This window comes from Rhodococcus sp. Ni2, assembly GCF_021352185.1.
In the GTDB taxonomy this organism is placed as follows: Bacteria; Actinomycetota; Actinomycetes; order Mycobacteriales; family Mycobacteriaceae; genus Rhodococcus_F; species Rhodococcus_F qingshengii.
In genome coordinates this window covers 1,992,434-2,015,451 of sequence record NZ_WOXZ01000002.1, presented here as the reverse complement: position 1 = coordinate 2,015,451, position 23,018 = coordinate 1,992,434, and the positions used below count along the sequence as shown (strand labels likewise).

The window sequence follows — 23,018 nt, the reverse complement described above, 5'->3', positions numbered from 1 at the left end:
GGTAACAGCAGACCCCCTCGACGCCCCTCCTACTCGCGAAGAGTCGTCAAGAAGGCAATACGGTCACCACGGTAGAGCGAACGAACGCGCTCGATCGGCACACCCTCCGGATCGACGGAGGTCCGGTGCAGCAGAAGCATCGGCATCGAGGTCGTGGACTCGACGAGGGTTGCCTCCCGCGGTGACGCGAGCACCGTCTCGATCCGTTCGGTTGCGGAGGCGAAGACCACGCCGATGGAACGGATAGCCGCGTACAGCGACGTCGTCGCATCGAAAGCGTCGAGCATCTCACCGAACCTGCTGTCCGGCAGGAACGTTGATTCGAGTCCGATCTTCTCTCCGTCGGCGAAGAGAACACGCTCGAGATGAACGACGCTGTCGCCCACCTCGATACCCAACTCCGTGGCGAGACCGTCGTCGGCCGACATTCGTTCGAACGTCACAACCTTACGACTGGGTACTCGCCCAGCGCTCAGAGCACCTTCGGTATAGGAACGAATCGATAGCGGCTGAACCAACTTCGGACTCGCGACGACAGTGCCCCGTCCCCGCCGCTCGATTCGCCCTTCGACAAGAAGATCACGAAGCGCTTGACGGACCGTCTCGCGAGCGACTGTGAACCGCGCCGCCAATTCCCGCTCGGACGGGACTGCGTCGCCCTCCTCGAGCCCACTGAGAATGGTTTCGATCTCGGTGCGCACCCGGTAGTACTTCAACTCCGGTTCGATCACGACGCTCGAGGTCCCCGGCCCGGTGGACGTCTGCTCATTCATGGCGCAAGCGTACAAGAATTCGGTCTATACCAATTGTTAACCTGGAGTTCGTCTCGATTCCCCCTATTGGTCTAGACCAAACGCCACTATCTCTACATGCGAATTTTGATTGTGGGCGGAGGGATCCTCGGAACGGCGCACGCCGACGAGGCAATCCGTCGGGGACACGACGTCATCCATCTCGAACGTGAGCCCGAAGCCCGCGGTGCCACGGTACGGAACTTCGGCCTCGTCTGGGTATCCGGGCGAGCCCCGCACGAACTCGAAGCTGCGCTGCGCTCGCGCGAACTGTGGGCAGACCTTGCCGCCCGTGTCCCCGGCGTCGGATACCGCCCAGCCGGCTCCATCACCCTCATGCGCACCGAGGAGGAGGTCGCGGTCGCACAGGAAGCGTTCTCTCGGCCGGACGCCGACAACCGAGGGTTCGCGCTTCTGGATCCCGACGCCGTTCGCGTCGTCAACCCCGCGCTCCGGGGCAAGTTTCTCGGCGGACTGCACTGCACGCTGGACGCCGCTGTCGAGTCACGGCAAGCGCTCCCCGCCATCCGTTCTTACCTCGAATCCACCGGCCGTTACACCTTCCACGCCGGAACGGAAGCCCGCGAGATCACGACGACCACCTCCGGCGCACACATCCGCGACGACCACGGTCGCAGCTTCGACGCCGATCTCGTGATCGTCTGCCCCGGAGCAACACTCGGCGGATTGGCTCGCGATCTCGCCGGCGATCTCCCGTTGCGCCGTGTGCGCCTGCAGATGATGCAGACAGCCCCACTCGGCGAAAAGCTCACCACCGCAATCGCTGACGGTGACAGCTTCCGCTACTACCCGGGTTTCGCCGGATCTGCCCTCGATCACCTCCGTACAGTACAGCCGCAGGAACCGACTGCCGAGGAGCACCGCATGCAACTCCTGTGCGTGCAGCGCTTGCACGGCGGTCTGACCATCGGCGACACCCACGAATACGAGGAGCCCTTCGACTTCGACGTCGACGAGGCGCCCTATCGCCATCTGTCCGGAGTCGTGGAAACACTTCTGGGACGCGATCTTCCGCCAATCGTCAAGCGTTGGGCGGGCGTCTACAGCCAGTGCATCGACCCCTCACAACTTGTTCACCGCGCACAAGCCGCCGACAACGTCTGGGTGGTTGCCGGCCCCGGTGGCCGCGGTATGACGCTCGGCCCGGCACTGGCGGAACAAACCGCCGACCAGCTCGGTCTCTGAATCTCTCCGACAAGAAAGACTTCTCATGTCTCCGATCACCCTTGCCGTTCTCGACATGGCCGGCACCACCGTCGCCGACGACGGACTGGTTCTTCGCGCCTTCGCAGCCGCCGCTGAAGCCGGCGGACTGCCCGCCGAAGGCCCGGAAGCCGACGCTGCTCGCCAGTACGTCCTCGACACGATGGGCCAGTCGAAGATCGTCGTGTTCCGGGCGATCTTCGGTGACGAAGACCGCGCCCAGGCCGCGAACGCCGCCTTCGAAACCACGTACGACTCCCTCATCGACCAGGGCCTGGCCGAGCCGATCCCCGGCGCCGAGAAAGCCATCACCACTTTGCGCGAGGCCGGCATCAAAGTTGCCTTGACCACCGGGTTCAGCCGATCGACCCAGGACAAACTCCTCGTCGCGCTCGGCTGGGAAACCCTCGCCGATCTCACCCTCTCCCCCGCCGAGGCCGGTCGCGGTCGACCGTACCCGGACCTGATTCTGACTGCCCTGCTCAAACTTTCGATCGACGACGTCCACCAGATCGCCGTACTCGGCGACACGTCCAACGACGTGCTCAGCGGCATTCGTTCCGGCGCATCCATCGTCGCCGGAACTCTGACCGGCGCACACGACGAGCAACAGCTTCGCGACGCCGGAGCCACCCACATCGTCCCGTCCGTGACGGAGTTCGCCGAACTCCTCACCCACTCCTGATCTCACCTCCGAAAAAGGAATCGTCATGCGTCTACGCCCGAGCATCGCTGCGGCCGCTCTCGCCGTGTCCGTCCTTTCGTTCACCACTGCCTGCGGTGGCACCGGCACTGCTGCCGGATCAGACACCGAGACCGTCACCGTATACAGCGCCGACGGCCTGTCCGGTTGGTACAAGGGAAGATTCGACGCCTTCACCGCGCAGACCGGTATCGCCGTCAACCTCGTGGAAGCCGGATCCGGCGAGGTCGTCTCCCGCGTCGAAAAGGAGCAGTCCAACCCACAGGCAGACGTGATCATCACGCTGCCCCCGTTCATCCAGAAGGCCGACGCCCAAGGTCTGCTCGAGCCCAGCGGAATCGACACCTCCGCCGTTCCTGCCGGAGACAAGGACGACGCCGGCAAGTACGTACCCGTCGTCGAGAATTACCTCTCGTTCATCGCCAATCCGACTGCATCACCCGCCCCACAATCTTGGGACGATCTGCTCACTGACCAGTTCAAGGGCAAGTTGCAGTACTCCACGCCCGGCCAGGCCGGCGACGGTACCGCGGTGCTCTTGCTGCTCCAGCACCTGATGGGTAAGGAAGGAGCACTCGACTACCTCGGAAAGCTCCAGGCCAACAACGTCGGACCCTCGTCTTCCACCGGAAAGCTCCAGCCCAAGGTCAGTAACGGAGAGCTGCTGGTCGCCAACGGTGACGTCCAGATGAACCTCGCCTCCATCACCGACGACGGATCGAAGTTCGACATCTTCTTCCCCGCTGGAGCCGACGGCACTCGCACCACCATTGCACTGCCCTACGTGATGGGCCTCGCCAAGAGCGCACCGAGCAGCGAACAAGCCAAGAAGTTGATGGAGTTCCTGCTCTCCGAAGAATCCCAGAAGACCGTCGCCACCGATGCACTCGGCGTATCGGTCCGCGAGGACGTCCGAAGCGCTGCCGGTGAATCCACCGACAAGAACACGCCTTCCGGAGTTCTGCAGGGCGTCAACGTGTGGACCCCGAACTGGAACGACGTCCTCAGCTCGCTCGACGCCGACATCGCCGCTTACCAGAAAGCCACCGGGAGCTGATCATGGCAAGAACCAGACTGGGGCGGACGCTCCCCGAGACCGTCGGCGTTCACGGAGCGATCGAACATTCTGCTCCGGCCATCACCTTCGATCGCGTCAACGTCGCCTACGGCCGCGGGAAGACCGCAACCCATGCACTCGTCGATTTCAATCTACGAGTGGCGCCGGGTGAAACTGTGGCACTGCTGGGGCCCAGTGGATCCGGCAAGTCGACCGCTCTGAAGGCCCTCGCGGGATTTGTCCGCCCCACGTCCGGTTCCGTCAAGCTCGGCACCCGAGACATCACCAATCTGCCTCCCGCACAACGCGGTATCGGCGTCGTCGTTCAGTCGTACGCTCTCTTCCCGCACATGCGAGTATCCGAAAACGTAGCCTTCGGACTCCGAGCCCATCGCGTGCCGCGGTCGGAGATCGGCCCTCGCGTGGCCGAAGCCCTCGACATGGTCGGGATGTCGGCGTACGGAAAGCGGCTTCCCCGTGAACTTTCCGGCGGTCAACAGCAGCGAATCGCCATTGCCCGAGCGTTGGCAATTCGCCCTGGAGTACTCCTCCTCGACGAACCGTTGGCCGCCCTGGATGCTCAACTTCGCGAGAGCATGCTCGGCGAACTGGCGAGACTGCGCGCAGCACTACCTGACACAGCCATGCTCTATGTGACGCACGATCAGAGTGAAGCCCTGGCGCTCGCAGACCGAATCGCAGTGATGCGCAACGCCAGACTCGCGGACATCGACACCGCTGAGGCCTTGTGGAAACGTCCGCCGTCCAGCTTCACCGCGGCGTTCCTCGGGGGTGCCAACCTGCTGCCCTGCACCGTCACACGCGTCATCGGCACCTCCGCGCTGGTCTCGATCGGTGGCACGCCGTTCACTGCTCACGCCCCGCAGCCCGAGATCGGGCACATCGAATGGGAGTCCGACATGGACGCCTACCTGTGTGTTCGTCCACACGCGGTAGCCGTAACCGGCCTCGGCGCACGAGGATCATTCCCGGCGCGCATCGTCTCGAGCGTCTGGCGCGGTTCCACGACGCGTCTGACGCTGGCTGTACGTGGCCTCGACGATGTCCGCGTCGACGCGGATGTTCCAGGGCACGACGAACGACCGGTCGACACCGAAGTGGGCGTCGTCCTGCCCACGGACGGCAGTGTCCTGGTTCCGGCGGATCGCCACCCATGACGACAACCCTGGAACGCCCCGAAACCGCTGCGCCCCAGCACAAAGACCCGATCGCGTGGCGCCGGATCGGCTGGACGCTGCCACCACTGCTTCTTGTCCTCGTGTTTGCTGTCTATCCCACCGCACGTGTCCTCACGGAATCTCTGAGCACCGCAGATGGCACCGGGTTGTCCACGTGGTCTTCGGTGCTCGGTTCGGAACTGTTCAGAACCGCGCTCTGGCGGACCATCCAAATCGCCGTGGCGTCGACCCTGGGTTGCCTGATCCTGGGAACCTTCCTCGCCTTGGTGCTTGCCTTCGTTCCGTTCGCCGGATCCAAGGTGGTGGGGCGATTGATCGACACGGTGCTCGCCCTGCCGTCTTTCCTGATCACGCTGGCGTTCACGTTCCTGTACGGGACAGCCGGCGCCGTCAACGCCTTGATCGTCCGCATCACCGGCGATGCGAGCGGCCCACTGAATTTCCTCAACACTCCGTTCGGTGTGATCGCGGCCGAAATCACTTTCTTCACACCCTTTGTCGTGCGTCCGCTATTGGCAGCGTTCACCCAGATTCCGCGTGAACAACTCGACGTGGCAGCCAGTCTCGGCGCGTCACCCGTCCGAGTTCTGCGACAGGTGGTGATGCCGGAAGCGTGGCCGGCCCTCCTGGCCGGTGGATCGCTCGTGCTTCTGATGACGCTGAATGAATTCGGCATCGTGCTCTTCACCGGGGCTAAAGACGTCGTAACTCTGCCGGTCCTCATCTACACCCGCGGCATTGTCACCTTCGACTTGCCCGGCGCGGCAGTGATCGCGACGGTCCAGGTCGCACTCTCACTCGGCCTGTACTGCCTCTACCGATTCACCTTCAACAGATTGATGGGAGGCAGCCGTGCTGCTGTGGACACGAAGCTCTAGGGCCCTCGTACTCGGATTCTTCACCCTGGTCGTCGCGGTGGTTTTCGTCGCACCCATCGCCACCGTCGTCGCGGCTGCCTTGGCCGGATCGTGGACCGGTCCACTTCCGTCGAATCTCGGCGGCAAGAACTTCTCCACGGCGCTGTCCGACGAGAACTTCGCCAGCCTGATCGTCAGTTTGCAGACTGCATTCATCGCGGGGGCATTGGCATTGATCGTAGGAACGTGGGCCGCGCTGGCCTCGCGTGAGGCACCGATGTGGCTGCGGCGCATCACCGATGCCGTATTCCATTTACCGATTGCGGTTCCGTCGGTCGCGATCGGCTTGGGTCTGCTCATCACTTTCAACGAGCGCCCGCTACTGCTCGGCGGCACCAAGTGGATCGTGATTCTCGCTCACACGGTTTTGGTGCTCGCCTTTGCCTTCAGTTCCGTATCGGCCGCGCTCGAACGGCTCGATCCCGCCTACCGTCAAGCTGCCGAATCACTCGGCGCCGGCCCGGTGCGGGTGCTGACACGGGTAACGCTACCGCTGCTGCTCCCAGCGTTGGGTGCGGCCGCCGGGCTTTCCATCGCACTGTCGATGGGTGAGCTGGGCGCAACGGTCATGGTCTACCCGGCGACATGGAAGACCTTGCCGGTCAGCATCTTCGGACTCACCGACCGTGGCCAGGTATTTCTTGCCGCAGCAAATACGACACTGCTGCTTGCAGTCACCCTGGTCGCCCTCATGGTGGTCGGCAGAATTCGTCGGCGCTGACCTTGCTGTGCGCCTTTATTAACCGCCGGGGGTTAATAAAGGCGCACAGCAGGGGTTTATCCCTTCCGCAAGATGTACCGCTGAACCTTCCCACTCGGGGTCTTGGGCAGGTTCGGAACAAAGTGCACCGTGCGCGGGTACGCGTGCGCGGCGAACTTCTTCTTCACCAACGTCTGCAGTTCCTTCTCGAGTTCGTCGTCGCCGTCGACGCCTTCGCGAAGAACGACGAACGCCTCGAGAACCTCACCACGCAACTCGTCGGGCATGCCCACCACGGCGGCCTCGATGACGTGCTCGTGCATGACCAGCACGCTCTCGACGTCGAAGGGACCGATGCGGTAGCCCGCCATGATGATGACGTCGTCGTCGCGCGAGGAGAAGAAGAAGAATCCGTCCTCGTCCGTCATTCCCGCATCACCGGTGATGTACCAGCGGCCGTCTTCGCTGAATCGCTGCTTCGTCTTCTCCGGCGCATCGACGTACCCGGTGAACCACATCAACGGGCTGTTGTGAGTATCGATCGCCACGCGGCCCTGAGTGCGGGCCGGTGCAATGTCATCCGAATTGTCTTCCAGCACAGCGGCAGACCAACCCGGCAACGGACGGCCCATGGATCCGGGACGGACATCGTCGCGAAGTCCGTCGGCCCAGGCGTTGACAATGAACATGCCGTGCTCGGTCTGGCCGTAGTGATCACGGACCTCGACGCCCAACGAGTTCTTCGACCACGCAACAACATCCGGAGTCAAGGGCTCACCGGCCGAGGAAGCGCGGCGCAGCGAGATGCCTTCCGGAACGGGAGCCTTGTCGGCACGCAGACTGCGGTAGACGGTCGGAGCGGCGGCAAAATTGGTGACACCGAACTTCTCGATGATCTGCCACGTCAGCGGCGCGGAGAATCCGGCGTGCAGCAGAAGGCTTCGCGTGCCGGCGGCAAGCGGGCCGAGCAACGCGTAGTACAGCCCGTACGCCCAGCCCGGGTCTGCGGCGTTCCAGAACACGTCGTCCTCTCGGACGTCGAGGCCGAACTCCTGGTAGGCGTGGAACGAGGCGAGCGCGCGCACCGGAACCGGCACGCCCTTGGGTGTTCCCGTGGTGCCACTGGTGAACAACTGCACCATCGGTGCGTTGCCGCCGACTGCCTGAGCAGCGCCCTTCGGGTCTTCGGCATCCTGAGCTGCGACAAGTGCGTCGAAGTCCAACTCGTCACCGGCCGCGCCGCCCGCGACGATGACCTGCCACGCTGCGTCGGCGGGGATGTCCTCTCCCGGCGCGAGCTTCTCGAGCTGATTGGCGTCGGAAATGACCACCTTCGCGCCGCTGGCCGTCAAGCGGAAAGCGATGGCCGGCGAAGCGAACGCCGTGAACAAGGGCACGTGGACCGCTCCGCGGCGCCAGATTCCGAGGAGCGCGACCACCAGGTCCGCAGACTTACCCATCAAGGTCGCGACGTTGTCACCCGGCTCGACTCCGAGGTCGGCCAGAGCTGCCGCGAAACGCGCCGACTGCTCACGTAGATGACCGTAAGTGAGGTCCACCGAGCTAAGGTCTGCCTCGACGACGGTGAATGCAACGCCATCCGCGGGATGCCGATCGCAGAGCAATTCTGCGGCGCTGGCATGCGGGGTGTCGTACTGGTCCAGCAGCTCGCGCACCCGTGCGGTGGGATCGGTGCTCATCAACTTGCTCCTTATCGATCGTCGTATGGTTGGCCCGACCGGTTACGTTGGTGGCTCGTCATACGTACTGTTCACCCCCTATGATCTAGCTCACAAGAGAACTTCACTACCCCCAGAAAGGGGTACCTGCGTGAACCGACATGCTTCGTCACTTCTGCGCCCCCGCGACGGGGACGCAATGCGAGGTGAACTCCGCACAATCGCAGCTCAGGGCGTTGTTCCCGTGCTGTTCGGAGGCGAGGTCCAGGACGGAACCCTGCACCTGAGCGAATTCGTCGGCACCCGCACCAACAACCTCAAGGGCTTGGCCATCCCGCCGCGCTCGGGCATGGGCGGACGCGTCGTAGCCCAGGGTTCACCGATCACCGTCAACGATTACGGCAATTCGCAGTCCATCACTCATCACTTCGACCGTCCTGTTCTCAGCGAGGGCCTGCATTCGATCATCGCCGTTCCGGTCATGGTTTCGGGAAAATCGCGCGCTGTGCTCTACGCCGCGATCCGCGATTCCGCTCCGTTGGGTGACCGAACAGCAGACGTCATGGTCGGCGCATCCCGGCGTCTCGGGATGGAGTTCGCCATCCGCGACGAAGTCGATCGTCGCCTGCAACTACTGCAGGCCGCCGCCGCGACTACCGCCGACGGTATGTCTTCGGAAGAGATCCGCGGAGTCCACGCCGAACTACGCAGTGTCGCCCAGACCGTCACCGACACCGACTTGCAGACCAAACTCCGCGGACTCTCCCAGCGTTTGGCCAACCTGCTGCGTCCTACCGCCGACGCCGAATCCGACGTCACGCTCACCCCGCGTGAAGTGGATGTTCTCTCTCAGGTCGCACTCGGCTGCACCAACATCGAAGCCGGCCAACGGCTTTCCCTTCGCCCGGAAACAGTCAAGAGCTATCTGCGAAGCGCGATGGGAAAGCTGGACGCGAGCTCACGCCACGAAGCCGTGGTGACCGCCCGGAGGTTGGGACTGCTCCCCTGACGGGTCAGTAGCCTTCAGGCAGGGCGGTGAGCATGTCGCGGGTGACTGCGACGGCGTTGTCCGAACTTCCGCCCCGCACAACCAGAGTCGCGAAGGCCAGGTTCCCGCGATAGCCGACGAACCACGCGTGCGATCCCCCTTCGACCTCGGCTTCCCCGGTCTTGCCGTACACCTCACCCTGATCTTCGACGCGTTCTGCAGTACCGCTGGTGACCACGAGTCGCATCATTCCGCGCAGGCCGTCGACCATGGCGGGCGAGATCGCCGGGCGCTCACCGTCGATGGTGGTTTCGCGCCCTGAAATCAGTTGCGGCACCGGAGTCGAACCGTTCGCGACCGTCGCCGCTGCCATCGCCATTCCGAACGGACTGACCACGACCTTTCCCTGACCGAACCCGTCTTCGGTCCGCTGCACCAGGTCCGACGCCGGCGGCACCGAACCGGAATCGATCGGCAATCCCACCACGTTGTAGTCCGGGCCGATGCCGAACTGCGCTGCGGCAGTGGTCAACGTGTCTGGTTGCATCTCGCTGGCCAGCTTGGCGAAGGACGTGTTGCACGAACGCGCGAAGGCCGTTGCCATCGGCACCGTGCCGAGTGAGAACTCGTTGTAGTTGGGGACGCTGCGCTCACCGATCTCGATCCGGCCAGGACATGGCACCATCGTGTCGGGGGTCGCCTGACCGGTCGAAATTGCGGCGCCTGCCGTGATGATCTTGAACGTCGAACCGGGCGGGTACTGACCCATCGTCGCGACCGGTCCGTCGCGGTCTGCTGCCTTGTTCTGTGCGACAGCCAGGATCGCCCCACTCGACGGTTCGATGACCACCATCATCGCCTGATCCTTGTTCACGTTCACGGCACGCTGAGCAGCGATCTGAATGTTGCGATCCAAACTGATACTGAACGACGGAACAGGTTGCGGCGCAGTCTCGGTCAGCACATCGGTGTCGACGCCGTTCTGGTTGACCGTGACGACACTCCAGCCGGCTTTGCCGTCGACCTCGTCGATGATCGTCTTCTTGATCTGCCCGAGAAGGTCGGGCGCGAACTCCGGGTCCGTCGAGACGAGATCCGATTCGTCCGAGACAGATACTCCCGAGATGGCTCCCAGTTGCGCCGATACCTGGTCGTAGTCGTCACTGCGCAGGCGGGTCACCAGATAGTCGCCCTTGACGGCCGTCGAGGATTCGGCGATCGATTGACCCGTCAGCGAAGAATCGAACCGACCGAGAACACTTGCGAGACTGTTCGCGGAACCGATGATGTCGTTGCTCTTGGAGCGATCGAACTTCACTCGGTAGACAATTCCCGGCACCAGGACATCCGTGCCCGAATGCTCGTTGACCCGCGCTCGCGGCGCCGCGGTTGCCCGCAACGACATCGTCTGCTTGTCACCGAGGCGCGGGTGAACGTCCGTCGAACTCCACCGGACGGACCAGTCGCCGTCCTTGCGTCCCATCTGCAGCTCGCCGTCGTACGTCCACACGCGGTCCTTCGGAAGGTGCCACTCGTAGGTGTAGCCGACCGTCGCAGTGTCACCGTTCATCTTCACCGACGTGGTCTCGGCAGTCATCGACTCGGCCTGGAGCGCATCCCAGGTGTCACTCAATACAGGACCCGCGGAATCAGGCCGGTCCGTCAGTTTTGCTGCCTCGTCGATATCCCTGTCACCGAACGCACTCAGGAACTGCTGCGCGACGGGCTCGGGGCCGGCGGGTTTCGGAGTACACGAACTGATCCCCACCGCCAAGAAAATCACGGTGCAGGAGGCCAACAGTTGGGCCGAGCGACTACGAGAGAAATGCCGAGTGTTCATCGAGCCCCATAGTAGGGCGACAAATGCTCCACCCAGCGTAGGCGCGACCATTGCACGCAGCTTGTACGGTCAGTCGAGCAGCACCGTCGAGAAGGTCGCGACCTGTCGGAACCCCACCCGCGAATAGGTCGACCGCGCAATCGTATTGAAGCTGTTGACGTACAGGCTCGCAATGCGACCGGTCGCCATGATCGACTCCGCTACAGCCGCTGTACCGGTCACGCCGAAGCCCTGCCCACGAAATTCCGGGTTGACCCACACACCCTGGATCTGGCCACAGCGAGCAGACATCGAACCGACCTCCGCCTTGAAAACGACCTGGCCGTCCTCGATGTGCGCCCACGCTCGACCAGCGGCGATCAGGCTAGCGACACGGTGCCGGTATCCGCGCCCACCGTCGTTGGCACGCGGGTCGACTCCGACCTCTTCGATGAACATCGCGATCGCGGCAGGCAGATAGATCTCGAGTTCGTCCGAGCGAACCTGCCGGACCAGTGGATCCGACGGGCACGCCAGCGGCTCGGAAACCGCGAGCAACGGCTGTTCGGGGCGAACCTCCCGCGCAGTTCCCCAGTCGAGCTCGAGCATCTCCCACAGCGGCAACGCCAATTCGGCGCGGCCGACCACCGACGAGCACATGCGCGGAATCCGACAGGCACGGTCGGCGAATGCCCGAATGTCATCCGGATCGCCTCGAAGCGGAACCAGGTTCGCCCCGGCAAAGCACAGTGAGGACAACGGCCCGCCTCGACTCCACAGCTCGCCGTGAATCATTCGTGGGTCGACGCCGCATTCTTCGACGCGCGCGGCAATCATGCAGGCCGCCACCGGATCGGCGTCGAGTACCCGTCGGACGTCTTCGAGATCTCGACTTCCGACCTGCTTGGCTCCGAGGAGTTTGAGCATCCGTCAACCCCCTCGACTCGACTGCGCGTCCACGAATATCACTACCCGATCATGATGCACTCAGATTGCCACGAACCTGACACCGACGGGGAAGATTCATCCGGCAATCACTCAACTCACGGTGACGACCGGCGCACCCTCCGAGGCGTCACCCTCCATGCTTTCGGCAATTTTCATCGCCTCTTCGATCAACGTCTCGACGATCTGCGCCTCGGGCACCGTCTTGATAACCTTGCCCTTGACGAAGATCTGGCCCTTGCCGTTGCCGGACGCCACACCGAGGTCGGCCTCACGCGCTTCGCCCGGTCCGTTCACGACGCAACCCATGACTGCCACGCGCAGCGGGATCTCCATGCCTTCGAGGCCGGCGGAGACCTCGTCGGCAAGTGTGTAGACATCGACCTGTGCACGGCCACACGAGGGGCATGAGACGATCTCGAGCTTGCGGGGACGCAGGTTCAGAGACTGCAGAATCTGGTTACCGACCTTGATTTCCTCGGCCGGCGGGGCCGAGAGCGAAACCCGGATCGTGTCGCCGATACCCTCCGCGAGCAGCGCACCGAAGGCGACCGCGGACTTGATCGTGCCCTGAAACGCCGGCCCTGCCTCCGTGACGCCGAGGTGCAACGGGTAATCGCATTTGGCGGCGAGTTGGCGGTAAGCCTCGACCATGATCACCGGATCGTTGTGCTTGACGGAGATCTTGATGTCACCGAAGCCGTGCTCTTCGAACAACCCGGCCTCCCACAGCGCGGACTCGACCAACGCTTCGGGCGTCGCCTTGCCGTATTTCTCCATCAACCGAGGATCGAGCGATCCCGCGTTGACACCGATACGGATCGGAATGCCTGCGTCACCGGCAGCCTTGGCCACCTCTTTGACACGGCCGTCGAATTCCTTGATGTTGCCCGGATTGACGCGCACCGCAGCGCATCCCGCATCGATTGCCGCGAAGATGTAGCGCGGCTGGAAGTGGATGTCGGCGATAACCGGGATCTGGCTCTTCTTCGCAATGATCGACAACGCGTCCGCGTCTTCCTGACGCGGGCAGGCGACACGGACGATGTCGCAACCGGACGCGGTCAGTTCCGCGATCTGCTGCAGCGTTGCATTGACGTCGTGCGTCTTCGTGGTGCACATGGACTGCACCGAGATGGGGAAATCGCTGCCCACACCTACCGTGCCGACCTGCAGCTGCCGTGTCTTGCGTCGAGGAGCAAGAATCGCTGCGGGTGCCGAGGGCATTCCCAGTCCGATAGGGATGGTCACGTCTGTGCCTTCTTTCATAGCTTCACTGCAAGTTTAGCCGGGCGATCGCCGCACTACCGCGCGGCAACCGTCACCCTTCTCACACGGTCAGAAGATCTTGATCGGATTGACGATGTCAGCCGTGAGTGTCAGCAACATGAACGCGCCACCGATCACGATGAATACGTAAGTAATCGGAAGGAGTCGCGTGTAGTCGACCGGGCCGCCGGGAATCAAGCCTCGGCGGGCGCGGAACCAATCACGGATCTTCTCGTAGAAGACCACCGCGATGTGACCGCCGTCGAGCGGCAACAGCGGCAGGATGTTGAAAACACCGAGGAAGAAGTTGATCGATGCGAGCAGTCCGACGAACATCGGCCACTCGGCTCGATCTGCGGCCTCGCCACCGATCACGCTGGCACCGACCACGCTGATCGGTGTGTCCTGGGCGCGTTCGCCGCCCGTGATCGACTCCCACAGAGCCCCCACCTTCGACGGAATGTCAGCCAACGCCTTCACCGAGTCGACCATGATCTGGCCGGTGTAGTCGAAGGCTGCCGGAACAGCCGTGAGAGCGTTGTACTCGACCAGCGCCGAGCCCGGTCCACCGATTCCGACAGCGGATACTTCCTGCTTCACGGGAACGCCACTGGCCGAGTTCACATATCGCTGGACTCGTTCGGGCACGACCGTGATCGACAAGGCCTCTCCGTCGCGATCAACCGACAACACGATCGGACCATCCACACCTCGAATAGCTGCTGCCACCTCAGGGAAGGTGCTCGTCGACTTTCCGTCGACTGCGGTGATCCGATCTCCCGATTGCAGGCCCGCATCTCCCGCGGGGCCCCCACCCGAGCACTCTGTCAGCTCGAAGTTGCCGTCCTGGCCCAGCTGATCGGGGGCCACACACGTGACCTCTTGGACCACTGGCTGAGCGGGCTCAGTTCGGCCCCAGCCGAGAAGCAATGCGTAGATCAGGAGGAACCCGAGAATGAAGTTCATCGCGATACCGCCGGACATGACGACGACGCGCTTCCACGCCGCCTTCTTGTACATCGCGTGCGGCTCTTCTTCAGGCGTCATCTCGTCGAGGGCCGTCATGCCCGCGATGTCGCAGAATCCGCCCAGCGGCAGCGCCTTGAGGCCGTACTCGGTCTCACCTCGACGGAACGAGAAGATCTTCGGTCCGAAGCCGATGTAGTAGCGGCGAACCTTCATTCCCAAAGCCTTGGCCGTCCACATGTGACCGGCTTCGTGCAGGGCGATGGACACGCCGATGCCGAGGGCAAACAGCACTACGCCCAGTGCAAAAACCATGAAAGCTCTAGCCCTCCTGCTTCACGAGCTGACGCGCTCGTGTGCGTGCCCAGCCGTCTGCGGCCAGAACGTCGTCCACGGTAACCGGTTCTGCGGACCATTGACCTGCATCGTCGAGAACAGCAGCCACCGTGCGGACGATCGCCGGGAAGGAAATGACACCGTCGAGGAATGCCTGAGCCGCCACTTCGTTGGCCGCGTTGTAGATCGCGGTGAAGCAACCTCCGGATTTTCCTGCGCTTCGCGCCAGATCGACGGCGGGGAACACCAACGAATCGAGCGGCTCGAATTCCCAGGTGGAGGCGGTGGTGAAGTCGCATGCCGACGCCGTACCTTCGATGCGGTCCGGCCAGCCGAGAGCGAGAGCGATCGGGAGCTTCATGTCCGGTGGACTCGCCTGTGCCAGCGTCGATCCGTCGAAGAAGGTCACCATGGAGTGCACGATCGATTGCGGATGCACGGTGACGTCGATGCGGTCGTAGTCGATCCCGAACAGCAGGTTCGTCTCGATCAACTCGAGGCCCTTGTTGACCAGAGTTGCCGAGTTGAGGGTGTTCATGGGGCCCATCGACCAGGTGGGGTGCGCTTTTGCCTGAGCCGGATTCACACTTTCGAGCTCCTCGGCGCTCCAGCCACGGAACGGCCCACCCGAAGCGGTGAGAACCAACCGGGCCACCTCGTCGCCTGTTCCACCACGTAGGCACTGGGCAAGCGCCGAATGCTCCGAGTCGACCGGCACGATCTGACCGGGGGCGGCGGCTTTCGTCACCAGCGCTCCGCCGGCGACAAGCGATTCCTTGTTCGCCAGCGCCAGGCGCGCTCCCGAGTTCAAAGCCGCCAGTGTCGGTTCGAGTCCCAACGAACCGACGAGCGCATTGAGGACAACATCGGCACCGCTGTCCCGAACCAGTTCTGTCACGGCGCTCGGTCCCGAACGGGCGGTTACCGATTCCAGCGCCGATGCCGCTGCAGGATCGGCGACGGCGACGTCCGTGACGCCGGTTGCACGAATCTGTTCGGCCAACAACTCGACGTTGTTGCCGCCCGCTGCAAGACCGACTACTTCGAAACGGTCGGGGTTGGCAGCGATGACCTCCAGCGCTTGGGTACCGATCGAACCGGTACTGCCGAGGAGGAGGACGCGGGTACGTGTGGTTTCCTGCACTCGCCCATTGTTCCTGATAACACCTGAGAACAACCTTATCGACGCCCAACTACGTACGACAGGCAGTCGTATGTCACCATATTGGGCAGTAGTGCAACCGAATGAGCAGGAGGATCGACCGTGGCCGATACCCAGTTGGACGTCAAGTCCAGCGCCCCCGTCGTGGTCTCGCACGTCGATGAGGCCGAGGTTCCCTCTGCCGCATGGGGGTGGAGTGGTGAAGGACTCAAGTTTTTCCGTTTCCTCGGATGGTTCTTCGCAATATTCCTGCTTCTGATGATGATCGGAAACCATCACGGCAAGGTCGAGGATCTGTGGCTCATCGGCACCGCCGGATTGATGATCTTCATTCTGGTCCGCGACATCGTCATCCGTCGCCGCCCGCGCTAGAAACCTGACAAAGAGAAGGCCTCCACGAACGAAAGTTCGTGGAGGCCTTCTCTTTACGTGTTTCAGGCCTGGAACGTTTCAGTTCTCGGCTGCCAGCTGGCCACAGGCTGCGGCGATTTCCTGACCGCGCGTATCGCGCACCGTGCACGAGACGCCCTGGGCGATGACCCGACGCACGAACTCACGCTCGACGTCCTTGGGGCTCGCGTCCCACTCGCTGCCCGGAGTCGGGTTGAGCGGAATCAGGTTGACGTGCACCAACCCGCCAAGTGCTTTCTTCAGCTTCTTGCCCAGCATGTCCGCGCGCCACGGCTGATCGTTGACGTTCTTGATCATCGCGTACTCGATGGACACACGGCGACCGGTCTTGTCTGCGTAGTACCGGGCAGCCTGAAGTACCTCCGACACTGACCAGCGATTGTTGACCGGGACAAGAGTGTCGCGCAGTTCGTCGTCCGGTGTGTGCAGCGATACCGCCAGCGTGACGCTCAGGCCTTCGTCAGCGAGCTTGCGGATAGCGGGAGCGAGGCCGACGGTCGAGACCGTGACGGACCGCTGAGACAGGCCGAGGCCGTCGGGTGCAGGCGAGGTGATCCGTCGTACCGCTGCCACCACACGCTTGTAGTTCGCCAAAGGCTCGCCCATACCCATGAACACGACGTTCGAGAGGCGTCCGGGGCCGCCGGCGACTTCACCGTCGCGCATGGCGGCCGCTGCCTCGCGAACCTGATCGACGATCTCGGCGGTCGAGAGGTTGCGGTCGAGGCCGCCCTGACCCGTCGCACAGAACGGGCAGGCCATTCCGCAGCCTGCCTGACTCGAGATGCAAAGTGTTGCCCGGTCGGGATAGCGCATCAAGACGCTTTCGAGCAGCGTTCCGTCATGTGCCTTCCACAGGGTCTTGCGAGTGTCGCCCGAATCGCACGCGAGGTGCTTGATCGGGGTCAACAAGGTCGGGAACAGCGACTCCCCAACCTTCTCGCGCACCGATGCGGGGAGATCGGTCATCTTCTCCGGATCGGCTTCCAGCCGCGCGTAGTACTGACGCGCCAGCTGATCGGCCCGGAAAGCCGGAAGGCCGAGCTCTTTCACCGCTTCTTTGCGCTCGGCGGAATCGAGATCGGCGAGGTGCCGTGGAGGCATTCCGCGCTTGGGTGCAGTGAAAACGAGGGGAAGAGAGGCAGCCATAGTTACACCATTGTCCCATTGTTTTGGGGTGCTACCCCACTGCCACCCGATTGTGGCCGGATTACCCGTGCAACTTCGCGCAGGTTGAGTGATGATCATGTCATGTCAACCACACCAGAGGATCCGTCGAATTCCCCCGTGTACGGCCCAGCCGACGGTTTCGGCCCCGATCCGGAACTTCCGAAGGTGGACGAGAACAAGGCAGTGGAAAAACACGATCCGGAACCGACACCGACGCCTGAACCGGTGCCGACCGGAACGTCGGTCACCGACCGAACCAGAGCCGCCACGACCTGGGTTGGCCTGGTCATAGGTGCAATCGTGTTGATCTTACTGCTGGTGTTCATCCTGCAGAACCTCGAGAGCGTCTCCGTCAAGATCCTCGCCTGGCAGATCGACTTTCCGCTCGGAATCACGATCCTGCTTTCCGCCATCGCGGGCGCATTGATCATGGCGTTGGCAGGCGGCGTTCGCATCATTCAGATCCGGCGCGCAGCGAAGCGGCAGATGTGACTGAAATCTAGTTACGCAATTGGGTCGATCGATGGGCCAGCAGGCATCATTGATGTCGTGGAAATCACCGGAAAGGCCCTGATGTGACTACTCACATGGAGAGACCTGTGACCTCGCGAATTGCCCCGCAGCAGGCAAGATCCTGGCTCCTCGTCCCCGCGTCCAAACCGGACACCTTCGACGCCGCACTCGCGAGTGCGGCCGACGCCGTCATTCTCGACCTCGAGGATGCCGTCACCGCACCCAACAAACCAGCTGCCCGCCGCGATGTCGCCGCATTCCTGAGCGAACACAATCACGCCTGGGTTCGGATCAACGACGCCACGACACCGTTCTGGGAAGAGGATCTGGCCGTACTCGCGGGCCTCCCCGGACTCGAGGGTGTCATGCTCGCAAAGACCGAAAGCGGTCAGCAGGCCGACGCCACGGCCGAGCGACTTCCCGACGGCACCAAGATTCTTGCTCTCGTCGAATCCGCGGTGGGACTCGAGGCTGCGCCCGAGATCGCACGCACTGACGGCATCTTCCGTCTCGCATTCGGCAGCGGCGACTTCCGGCGCGACACTGGGATGGACGACTCCCCCACGTCGATGTCGTACCCGCGTTCGCGGCTCACCATCGCCAGCCGCGCGGCACGCATCGCTCCGCCGATCGACGGTCCCACGCTCGGCCCCGATCTGGATCTGCTCGCCCGAGACTGTGCGATCACCTTGTCACTCGGCATGGCCGGCAAACTCTGCATGACCACCGCGCAGACTGCCCCCGTCAACGCAGGACTGAGTCCCTCTGTAGCCGACGCGATCTGGGCTCAGAATGTCATCGACGATCTCGGCGAAGACGGCTCACGCGTGCGCGACGGCAGCGACTTGCCCAAGCTCGCCAAGGCGAAGAAGATTCACAAGCTCGCCACCCTGTTCCACATCCCCACCGATCACTGATTTTTTTACTACTGAATCGGTGCAGAAAACGTCAGGCGCTCAAGTCGGAGCGCCTGACGTTCGTCTTTTGAGCCCGCCTTCACGCAAGTTCGAGTGATCGTGGTTTGGACCGAACATGGATCCGGTATCGCACCGTGAAGCCCAATCCCGTTACTTGCGAGAACGCACGCTCGGCAGTCTTCTCGGTGAACTCGATTCCGAGTACCCGCCGCATATCGTCTCGATTCTCGAACTCCCACCGGGTCTCGACGCGCGTGAGCGAGAATCCTTGAGCCTCGAAGAACGCTTCGACCGCCGCGGGATCGTATTTGGGCAGATCCGCCCTCATCCACTCCCCGTACGGGCCGGCGCTCACATCGACATCCACGATCAGCAAGACTCCCCCGGGCCTCAGGATGCGCATGGCCTCACGAATTCCCGGGCCGCAGCCTTTTCCGAAGAAGTACGCCGTACGGGCATGAACGAGATCGACTGAAGCATCCACCAGACCCGTGGACTCTGCTGAACCCTGGACTACGTCGATCGACGCCGAATCGCGGGTTCGTTCCCGCGCGGCCCTCACCAGCGGTGCGTGCGGCTCCACTCCGACAACACGACGGGCAGTACGAGCGAACTCCGGTAGATGGAACCCCGCCCCACAGCCGACATCGACGACATCGCGTCCAGACCAGTCGACCTGGGCTCGCATCGCGGCCCAGAGGGAACCGTCGACGTCCTGCGCGCGGTTCTCGATTTCGTACACGTCCGGCCAATGCCAGATGTTCGGGCTGGGGATCGGCTTGGAACGGCCGGAGAAGAAATCACGCACGAGAAATCAGACGAGTGCGTACAGAATCAGCCAGGTGACAAATGCCGACGGCAGGAGTGAATCCAGGCGGTCCATGATTCCGCCGTGGCCGGGAAGCAAGGTTCCCATGTCCTTGATGCCGAGTTCACGCTTGATCTGCGATTCGATCAGGTCGCCGACCGTCGCGACTACCACCAGGACGACACCGAGCAGGACGCCGATCATCGAATTCGCGTCGAGGATCAACGTCACCGAAAGCAAACTGCCGATGACGCAGAAAATGAGGGAGCCGACGAATCCCTCCCAGGACTTCTTCGGGCTCACAGCCGGCACCATCGGGTGCTTCCCGAACAGCACTCCAGCCGCGTAGCCGCCGATGTCGGAGCACACGACACCGATCATCAAGACGAAGACGCGACCGGGGCCGTCGTCTTCGAGCACCATCAACGCACCGAATGACGCCAACAGCGGGATCCACGCCAGAACGAACACCGTGATGGAGGTGTCTCGCAGGAAGTTCTTCGGGGTCGCCTTGAGCCCGTGGTCGAACAACCGCCACACCATGCACACCAGAACGGTCGCGGTGAATCCGCTGAGCACCCCGACCGGTCCCCACGGCCAGCCGAGCCAGATCGTGGCTTGCCCGCCGACGAGAAGCGGAATTCGCGGCACCTCGATGTCGGCTTCACGAAGCCGCGTGGTGACCTCCCACGTCGCGATGAACATCGCGATCGCGACGACAGCGATCCATCCCGGGGGCAGGAAGATCAAAGTGCCGATGACCAAGGCGCCGAGGCCAGCTCCGACGCCGATGGCGGCAGGTAGGTTCCTGCCCGCCTTCGACTTCGGCGGTTGCGCGCCCTCAGCGCCGCCCGTAGGCCCGTCCGTGACGGGACCACCGGCGGTTCCCTCTTGTGCGTGCACCCAAACTCCCTGATCTACTCCCGACGACAAACACTGCAAATGAGGAGGCTATACCTCCATCAACTCTGCTTCCTTGTGCTTGACGAGTTCCTCGACCGTGTGCACGTACTTCGCCGTGGTCTTGTCGAGTTCTTTCTCTGCGCGACCGACCTCGTCCTCGCCGGCTTCACCGTCCTTCTGGATCCGGCTGAGTTCGTCCATCGCCTTGCGGCGGATGTTGCGCAGCGTGACCTTCGAATCCTCGCCCTTGGACTTGGCCTGCTTCACCAGTTCACGTCGACGCTCTTCCGTGAGCTGCGGAACCGAAATGCGGATGATGCTGCCGTCGTTGGACGGGTTCACACCGAGATCCGAGTTGCGGATCGCCGTCTCGATCGCGTTGAGCTGCGAGGCCTCGTACGGCTTGACGATGACCATGCGGGCCTCGGGGACGTTGATGCTCGCGAGCTGCGTGATCGGCGTGATCGAACCGTAGTAGTCGATCACGATGCGCGAGAACATACCGGGGTTCGCGCGTCCGGTGCGAACCGAGCCGAGATCGTCCTTGGCTACCGTGACAGCCTTTTCCATCTTCTCTTCTGCCTCGAAGAGCGCTTCATCGATCACGGCTGTTCCTCCATGTTGTTCTGCATCATTTTTTGGGTGTCACTCACGACTTGATCAGGGTGCCGATCTTCTCACCGGACACCGCGCGAGCGATGTTTCCTTCGGTGAGGAGGTTGAACACCATCATCGGCATCGAGTTGTCCATGCACAGGCTGAATGCCGTCGCGTCCGCGACCTTGAGCTCACGTTCGATGACCTCACGGTGCGTGATCTGTTCGTACATCGTCGCGTCCGGGTCGAGACGCGGGTCGGCCGAGTAGACGCCGTCGACAGCCTTGGCCATCAGCACTACCTCGGCACCGATCTCCAGCGCGCGCTGCGCAGCAGTGGTGTCAGTCGAGAAGTAGGGCATACCCATCCCGGCACCGAAGATGACTACGCGCCCCTTCTCGAGGTGCCTGCGTGCGCGAAGGGGGAGGTACGGCTCGGCGACCTGGCCCATGGTGATGGCCGTCTGCACGCGAGAATCGACGCCCGCCTTCTCCAGGAAATCCTGCAGAGCGAGGCAGTTCATGACGGTGCCTAGCATGCCCATGTAGTCGGAGCGCGCGCGATCGAGGCCACGCTGCTGCAGTTCCGCTCCGCGGAAGAAGTTTCCGCCGCCGATGACCACTGCAACCTGTACGCCCGATCGAACGACCTCTGCGATCTGCTCAGCCACCTTGGTGACCACGTCGGGATCGAGACCGACTTTGCCGCCTCCGAACATTTCGCCGCCGAGTTTGAGCAGGACCCGCTTGAATCCTGGACGTTCGTTGGCTGGTTCGGACATTGTTCTCCTCAGTTCGATACAAGACCTTGTAGGTCCTTCATTCTTCTTCTGCCGCCGAATCGGACACCGCGGCATAGGAAAGCCCCCGGGACTCGTCCCGAGGCACTCTCATCCTGCCTCATCGGAGGCCCCAGGTACACGTAGACCCCGCCGGTAGAGCAAATGCTCTTCAGGCGGGGTCCATGTGTGCGGGCTCCGAATTAAGCGGAGGCGCCGACCTCGAAACGCACGAAGCGCTTGATGGTCACGCCTGCATCGTCGAGGATCGCCTTGACGGTCTTCTTGGAGTCCGTGACCGAAGACTGCTCGGTCAGAACGACGTCCTTGAAGTAACCGTTGACGCGGCCTTCGATGATCTTCGGCAGTGCCTGCTCGGGCTTGCCTTCTGCGCGGGCGGTCTCTTCGGCGATGTGACGCTCGGAAGCGACGATCTCCTCGGGAACCTCGTCACGCGTGACGTACTTCGCCTTGAGTGCTGCGACCTGCATTGCAGCGCCGCGAGCGGCCTCAGCAGCAGCATCGCCTTCACCGGTGTACTCGACGAGAACGCCGACAGCGGGCGGCAAGTCGGAGCTGCGCTTGTGCAGGTAAACGGCAACGGGGCCGTCGAAGGAAGCGACGCGGCTCAGTTCGAGCTTCTCACCGATCTTCGCGGACTGCTCCGCAATGACGGTGTCGATGGTCTTGCCGTCGAGCTCGAGCGCCTTGAGAGCGTCGAGGTCAGCAGGCTTACCAGCAGCAGCGACGGTCACGATCTCGTCGGCCAGCTTGATGAACTCGTCGTTCTTGGCCACGAAGTCGGTCTCGCAGTTGATCTCGATCATGACGCCGTCCTTGGCGACGACGAGACCCTCAGCGGTGGTGCGCTCTGCGCGCTTTCCGACATCCTTCGCGCCCTTGATGCGCAGCTGCTCGACGGCCTTGTCGAAATCGCCGTCTGCATCTGCGAGTGCGTTCTTACATGCCATCATTCCGGAGCCGGTGAGCTCACGGAGCCGCTTGACGTCAGCGGCGGTGTAGTTCGCCATGATTAGCGAGCCTCCTCATGTGTCTGTTTCGGACCTAGGACTAACGGTGAAGCACGGCCTAACGGTGAAGCACGGCCTGACGGTGGTGCTCGGGCCTAACGGTGAAACGGCCCTGACCAAAAGAACTCTTGGTCA

Annotated in this window: 23 protein-coding genes; 10 read left to right on the top strand and 13 right to left on the bottom strand. The window is 62.9% G+C overall.

The genetic code is table 11. From position 1 onward, the window contains the following. Window positions 1–29: 29 nt before the first annotated feature. Complete coding sequence (locus GN300_RS22980; RefSeq protein WP_063316571.1) at window positions 30–773, bottom strand: GntR family transcriptional regulator; 744 nt, start codon at window positions 771–773, stop codon at window positions 30–32. Between the two features lie 96 nt (window positions 774–869). Between GN300_RS22980 and GN300_RS22975 the strand changes: the two genes are divergently transcribed. From GN300_RS22975 to GN300_RS22950, 6 genes are read left to right on the top strand one after another with little or no spacing between them, the layout of a single operon-like run. After that, complete coding sequence (locus tag GN300_RS22975; protein WP_050656491.1) at window positions 870–1,997, top strand: TIGR03364 family FAD-dependent oxidoreductase; 1,128 nt, start codon at window positions 870–872, stop codon at window positions 1,995–1,997. Between the two features lie 25 nt (window positions 1,998–2,022). Continuing rightward, on the top strand, window positions 2,023–2,700 hold the full coding sequence (locus GN300_RS22970) for a phosphonatase-like hydrolase (RefSeq protein WP_020907384.1): 678 nt from the start codon (window positions 2,023–2,025) through the stop codon (window positions 2,698–2,700). Window positions 2,701–2,725: 25 nt separating this feature from the next. Beyond that, complete coding sequence (locus tag GN300_RS22965) at window positions 2,726–3,775, top strand: 2-aminoethylphosphonate ABC transporter substrate-binding protein (RefSeq protein ID WP_063316572.1); 1,050 nt, start codon at window positions 2,726–2,728, stop codon at window positions 3,773–3,775. Window positions 3,776–3,777: 2 nt separating this feature from the next. Beyond that, on the top strand, window positions 3,778–4,953 hold the full coding sequence (locus GN300_RS22960; RefSeq protein ID WP_063316573.1) for an ABC transporter ATP-binding protein: 1,176 nt from the start codon (window positions 3,778–3,780) through the stop codon (window positions 4,951–4,953). Then, a complete protein-coding gene (locus GN300_RS22955; protein WP_042450795.1) occupies window positions 4,950–5,852 on the top strand; it encodes a 2-aminoethylphosphonate ABC transporter permease subunit in 903 nt (300 codons plus the stop codon). Before GN300_RS22960 ends, GN300_RS22955 begins: the two co-directional genes overlap by 4 nt. Then, window positions 5,827–6,612 (top strand): ABC transporter permease, encoded by a 786-nt coding sequence (locus GN300_RS22950; protein ID WP_003942733.1) that lies wholly within the window; start codon window positions 5,827–5,829, stop codon window positions 6,610–6,612. Before GN300_RS22955 ends, GN300_RS22950 begins: the two co-directional genes overlap by 26 nt. A gap of 56 nt (window positions 6,613–6,668) precedes the next feature. Here the strand turns inward: GN300_RS22950 and GN300_RS22945 are convergent, their stop codons facing one another. Beyond that, on the bottom strand, window positions 6,669–8,291 hold the full coding sequence (locus tag GN300_RS22945) for an AMP-binding protein (protein ID WP_003942743.1): 1,623 nt from the start codon (window positions 8,289–8,291) through the stop codon (window positions 6,669–6,671). A 178-nt stretch (window positions 8,292–8,469) separates the two neighbouring features. Between GN300_RS22945 and GN300_RS22940 the strand changes: the two genes are divergently transcribed. Then, window positions 8,470–9,279 carry a LuxR C-terminal-related transcriptional regulator gene (locus GN300_RS22940; RefSeq protein ID WP_042450799.1) on the top strand — a complete coding sequence of 270 codons (810 nt, stop codon included), beginning with the start codon at window positions 8,470–8,472 and terminating at the stop codon, window positions 9,277–9,279. A gap of 4 nt (window positions 9,280–9,283) precedes the next feature. Here GN300_RS22940 and GN300_RS22935 read toward each other — a convergent pair whose 3' ends face one another. The 5 genes from GN300_RS22935 to dxr form a co-directional block, all read right to left on the bottom strand. Further along, the gene (locus GN300_RS22935; protein WP_063316574.1) at window positions 9,284–11,098 is read right to left on the bottom strand and encodes a penicillin-binding transpeptidase domain-containing protein; all 1,815 of its coding nucleotides are present in this window, start codon (window positions 11,096–11,098) and stop codon (window positions 9,284–9,286) included. Between the two features lie 69 nt (window positions 11,099–11,167). Continuing rightward, entirely contained in the window at window positions 11,168–12,004 is an 837-nt protein-coding gene (locus tag GN300_RS22930) for a GNAT family N-acetyltransferase (RefSeq protein ID WP_003942692.1), read from the bottom strand. Window positions 12,005–12,115: 111 nt separating this feature from the next. Continuing rightward, a complete protein-coding gene (gene ispG, locus GN300_RS22925) occupies window positions 12,116–13,273 on the bottom strand; it encodes a flavodoxin-dependent (E)-4-hydroxy-3-methylbut-2-enyl-diphosphate synthase (protein WP_007734888.1) in 1,158 nt (385 codons plus the stop codon). 87 nt (window positions 13,274–13,360) lie between these two features. Continuing rightward, window positions 13,361–14,572 (bottom strand): RIP metalloprotease, encoded by a 1,212-nt coding sequence (locus GN300_RS22920; protein WP_030535658.1) that lies wholly within the window; start codon window positions 14,570–14,572, stop codon window positions 13,361–13,363. A 7-nt stretch (window positions 14,573–14,579) separates the two neighbouring features. After that, window positions 14,580–15,737 carry a 1-deoxy-D-xylulose-5-phosphate reductoisomerase gene (gene dxr / locus GN300_RS22915; protein ID WP_063316575.1) on the bottom strand — a complete coding sequence of 386 codons (1,158 nt, stop codon included), beginning with the start codon at window positions 15,735–15,737 and terminating at the stop codon, window positions 14,580–14,582. A 120-nt stretch (window positions 15,738–15,857) separates the two neighbouring features. On the opposite strand from dxr, the gene GN300_RS22910 reads away from it, so the two are divergent. Next, a complete protein-coding gene (locus GN300_RS22910) occupies window positions 15,858–16,127 on the top strand; it encodes a DUF2631 domain-containing protein (protein WP_003942762.1) in 270 nt (89 codons plus the stop codon). 78 nt (window positions 16,128–16,205) lie between these two features. On the opposite strand, the gene rlmN is transcribed toward GN300_RS22910, so the two are convergent. Next, window positions 16,206–17,315 carry a 23S rRNA (adenine(2503)-C(2))-methyltransferase RlmN gene (gene rlmN, locus GN300_RS22905; protein ID WP_003942816.1) on the bottom strand — a complete coding sequence of 370 codons (1,110 nt, stop codon included), beginning with the start codon at window positions 17,313–17,315 and terminating at the stop codon, window positions 16,206–16,208. Window positions 17,316–17,417: 102 nt separating this feature from the next. On the opposite strand from rlmN, the gene GN300_RS22900 reads away from it, so the two are divergent. Together GN300_RS22900 and GN300_RS22895 are read left to right on the top strand one after the other, a co-directional pair. Further along, the gene (locus tag GN300_RS22900; protein ID WP_073512295.1) at window positions 17,418–17,828 is read left to right on the top strand and encodes a lipopolysaccharide assembly LapA domain-containing protein; all 411 of its coding nucleotides are present in this window, start codon (window positions 17,418–17,420) and stop codon (window positions 17,826–17,828) included. 95 nt (window positions 17,829–17,923) lie between these two features. Next, window positions 17,924–18,766: a CoA ester lyase gene (locus GN300_RS22895; RefSeq protein ID WP_030535660.1), complete on the top strand. Its 843-nt coding sequence runs from the start codon at window positions 17,924–17,926 to the stop codon at window positions 18,764–18,766. 79 nt (window positions 18,767–18,845) lie between these two features. Here GN300_RS22895 and GN300_RS22890 read toward each other — a convergent pair whose 3' ends face one another. The 5 genes from GN300_RS22890 to tsf all read right to left on the bottom strand — a co-directional run bounded on the left by GN300_RS22890 (window position 18,846) and on the right by tsf (window position 22,883). Beyond that, complete coding sequence (locus GN300_RS22890) at window positions 18,846–19,574, bottom strand: class I SAM-dependent methyltransferase (protein WP_063316576.1); 729 nt, start codon at window positions 19,572–19,574, stop codon at window positions 18,846–18,848. 6 nt (window positions 19,575–19,580) lie between these two features. Further along, entirely contained in the window at window positions 19,581–20,477 is an 897-nt protein-coding gene (locus GN300_RS22885) for a phosphatidate cytidylyltransferase (protein WP_003942673.1), read from the bottom strand. A 48-nt stretch (window positions 20,478–20,525) separates the two neighbouring features. Then, window positions 20,526–21,083 (bottom strand): ribosome recycling factor, encoded by a 558-nt coding sequence (gene frr / locus GN300_RS22880; RefSeq protein ID WP_042924420.1) that lies wholly within the window; start codon window positions 21,081–21,083, stop codon window positions 20,526–20,528. Between the two features lie 43 nt (window positions 21,084–21,126). Continuing rightward, entirely contained in the window at window positions 21,127–21,855 is a 729-nt protein-coding gene (pyrH, locus tag GN300_RS22875) for a UMP kinase (RefSeq protein WP_003942722.1), read from the bottom strand. A gap of 200 nt (window positions 21,856–22,055) precedes the next feature. Beyond that, complete coding sequence (gene tsf / locus GN300_RS22870; protein WP_054781688.1) at window positions 22,056–22,883, bottom strand: translation elongation factor Ts; 828 nt, start codon at window positions 22,881–22,883, stop codon at window positions 22,056–22,058. Between the last annotated feature and the right edge of the window lie 135 nt (window positions 22,884–23,018).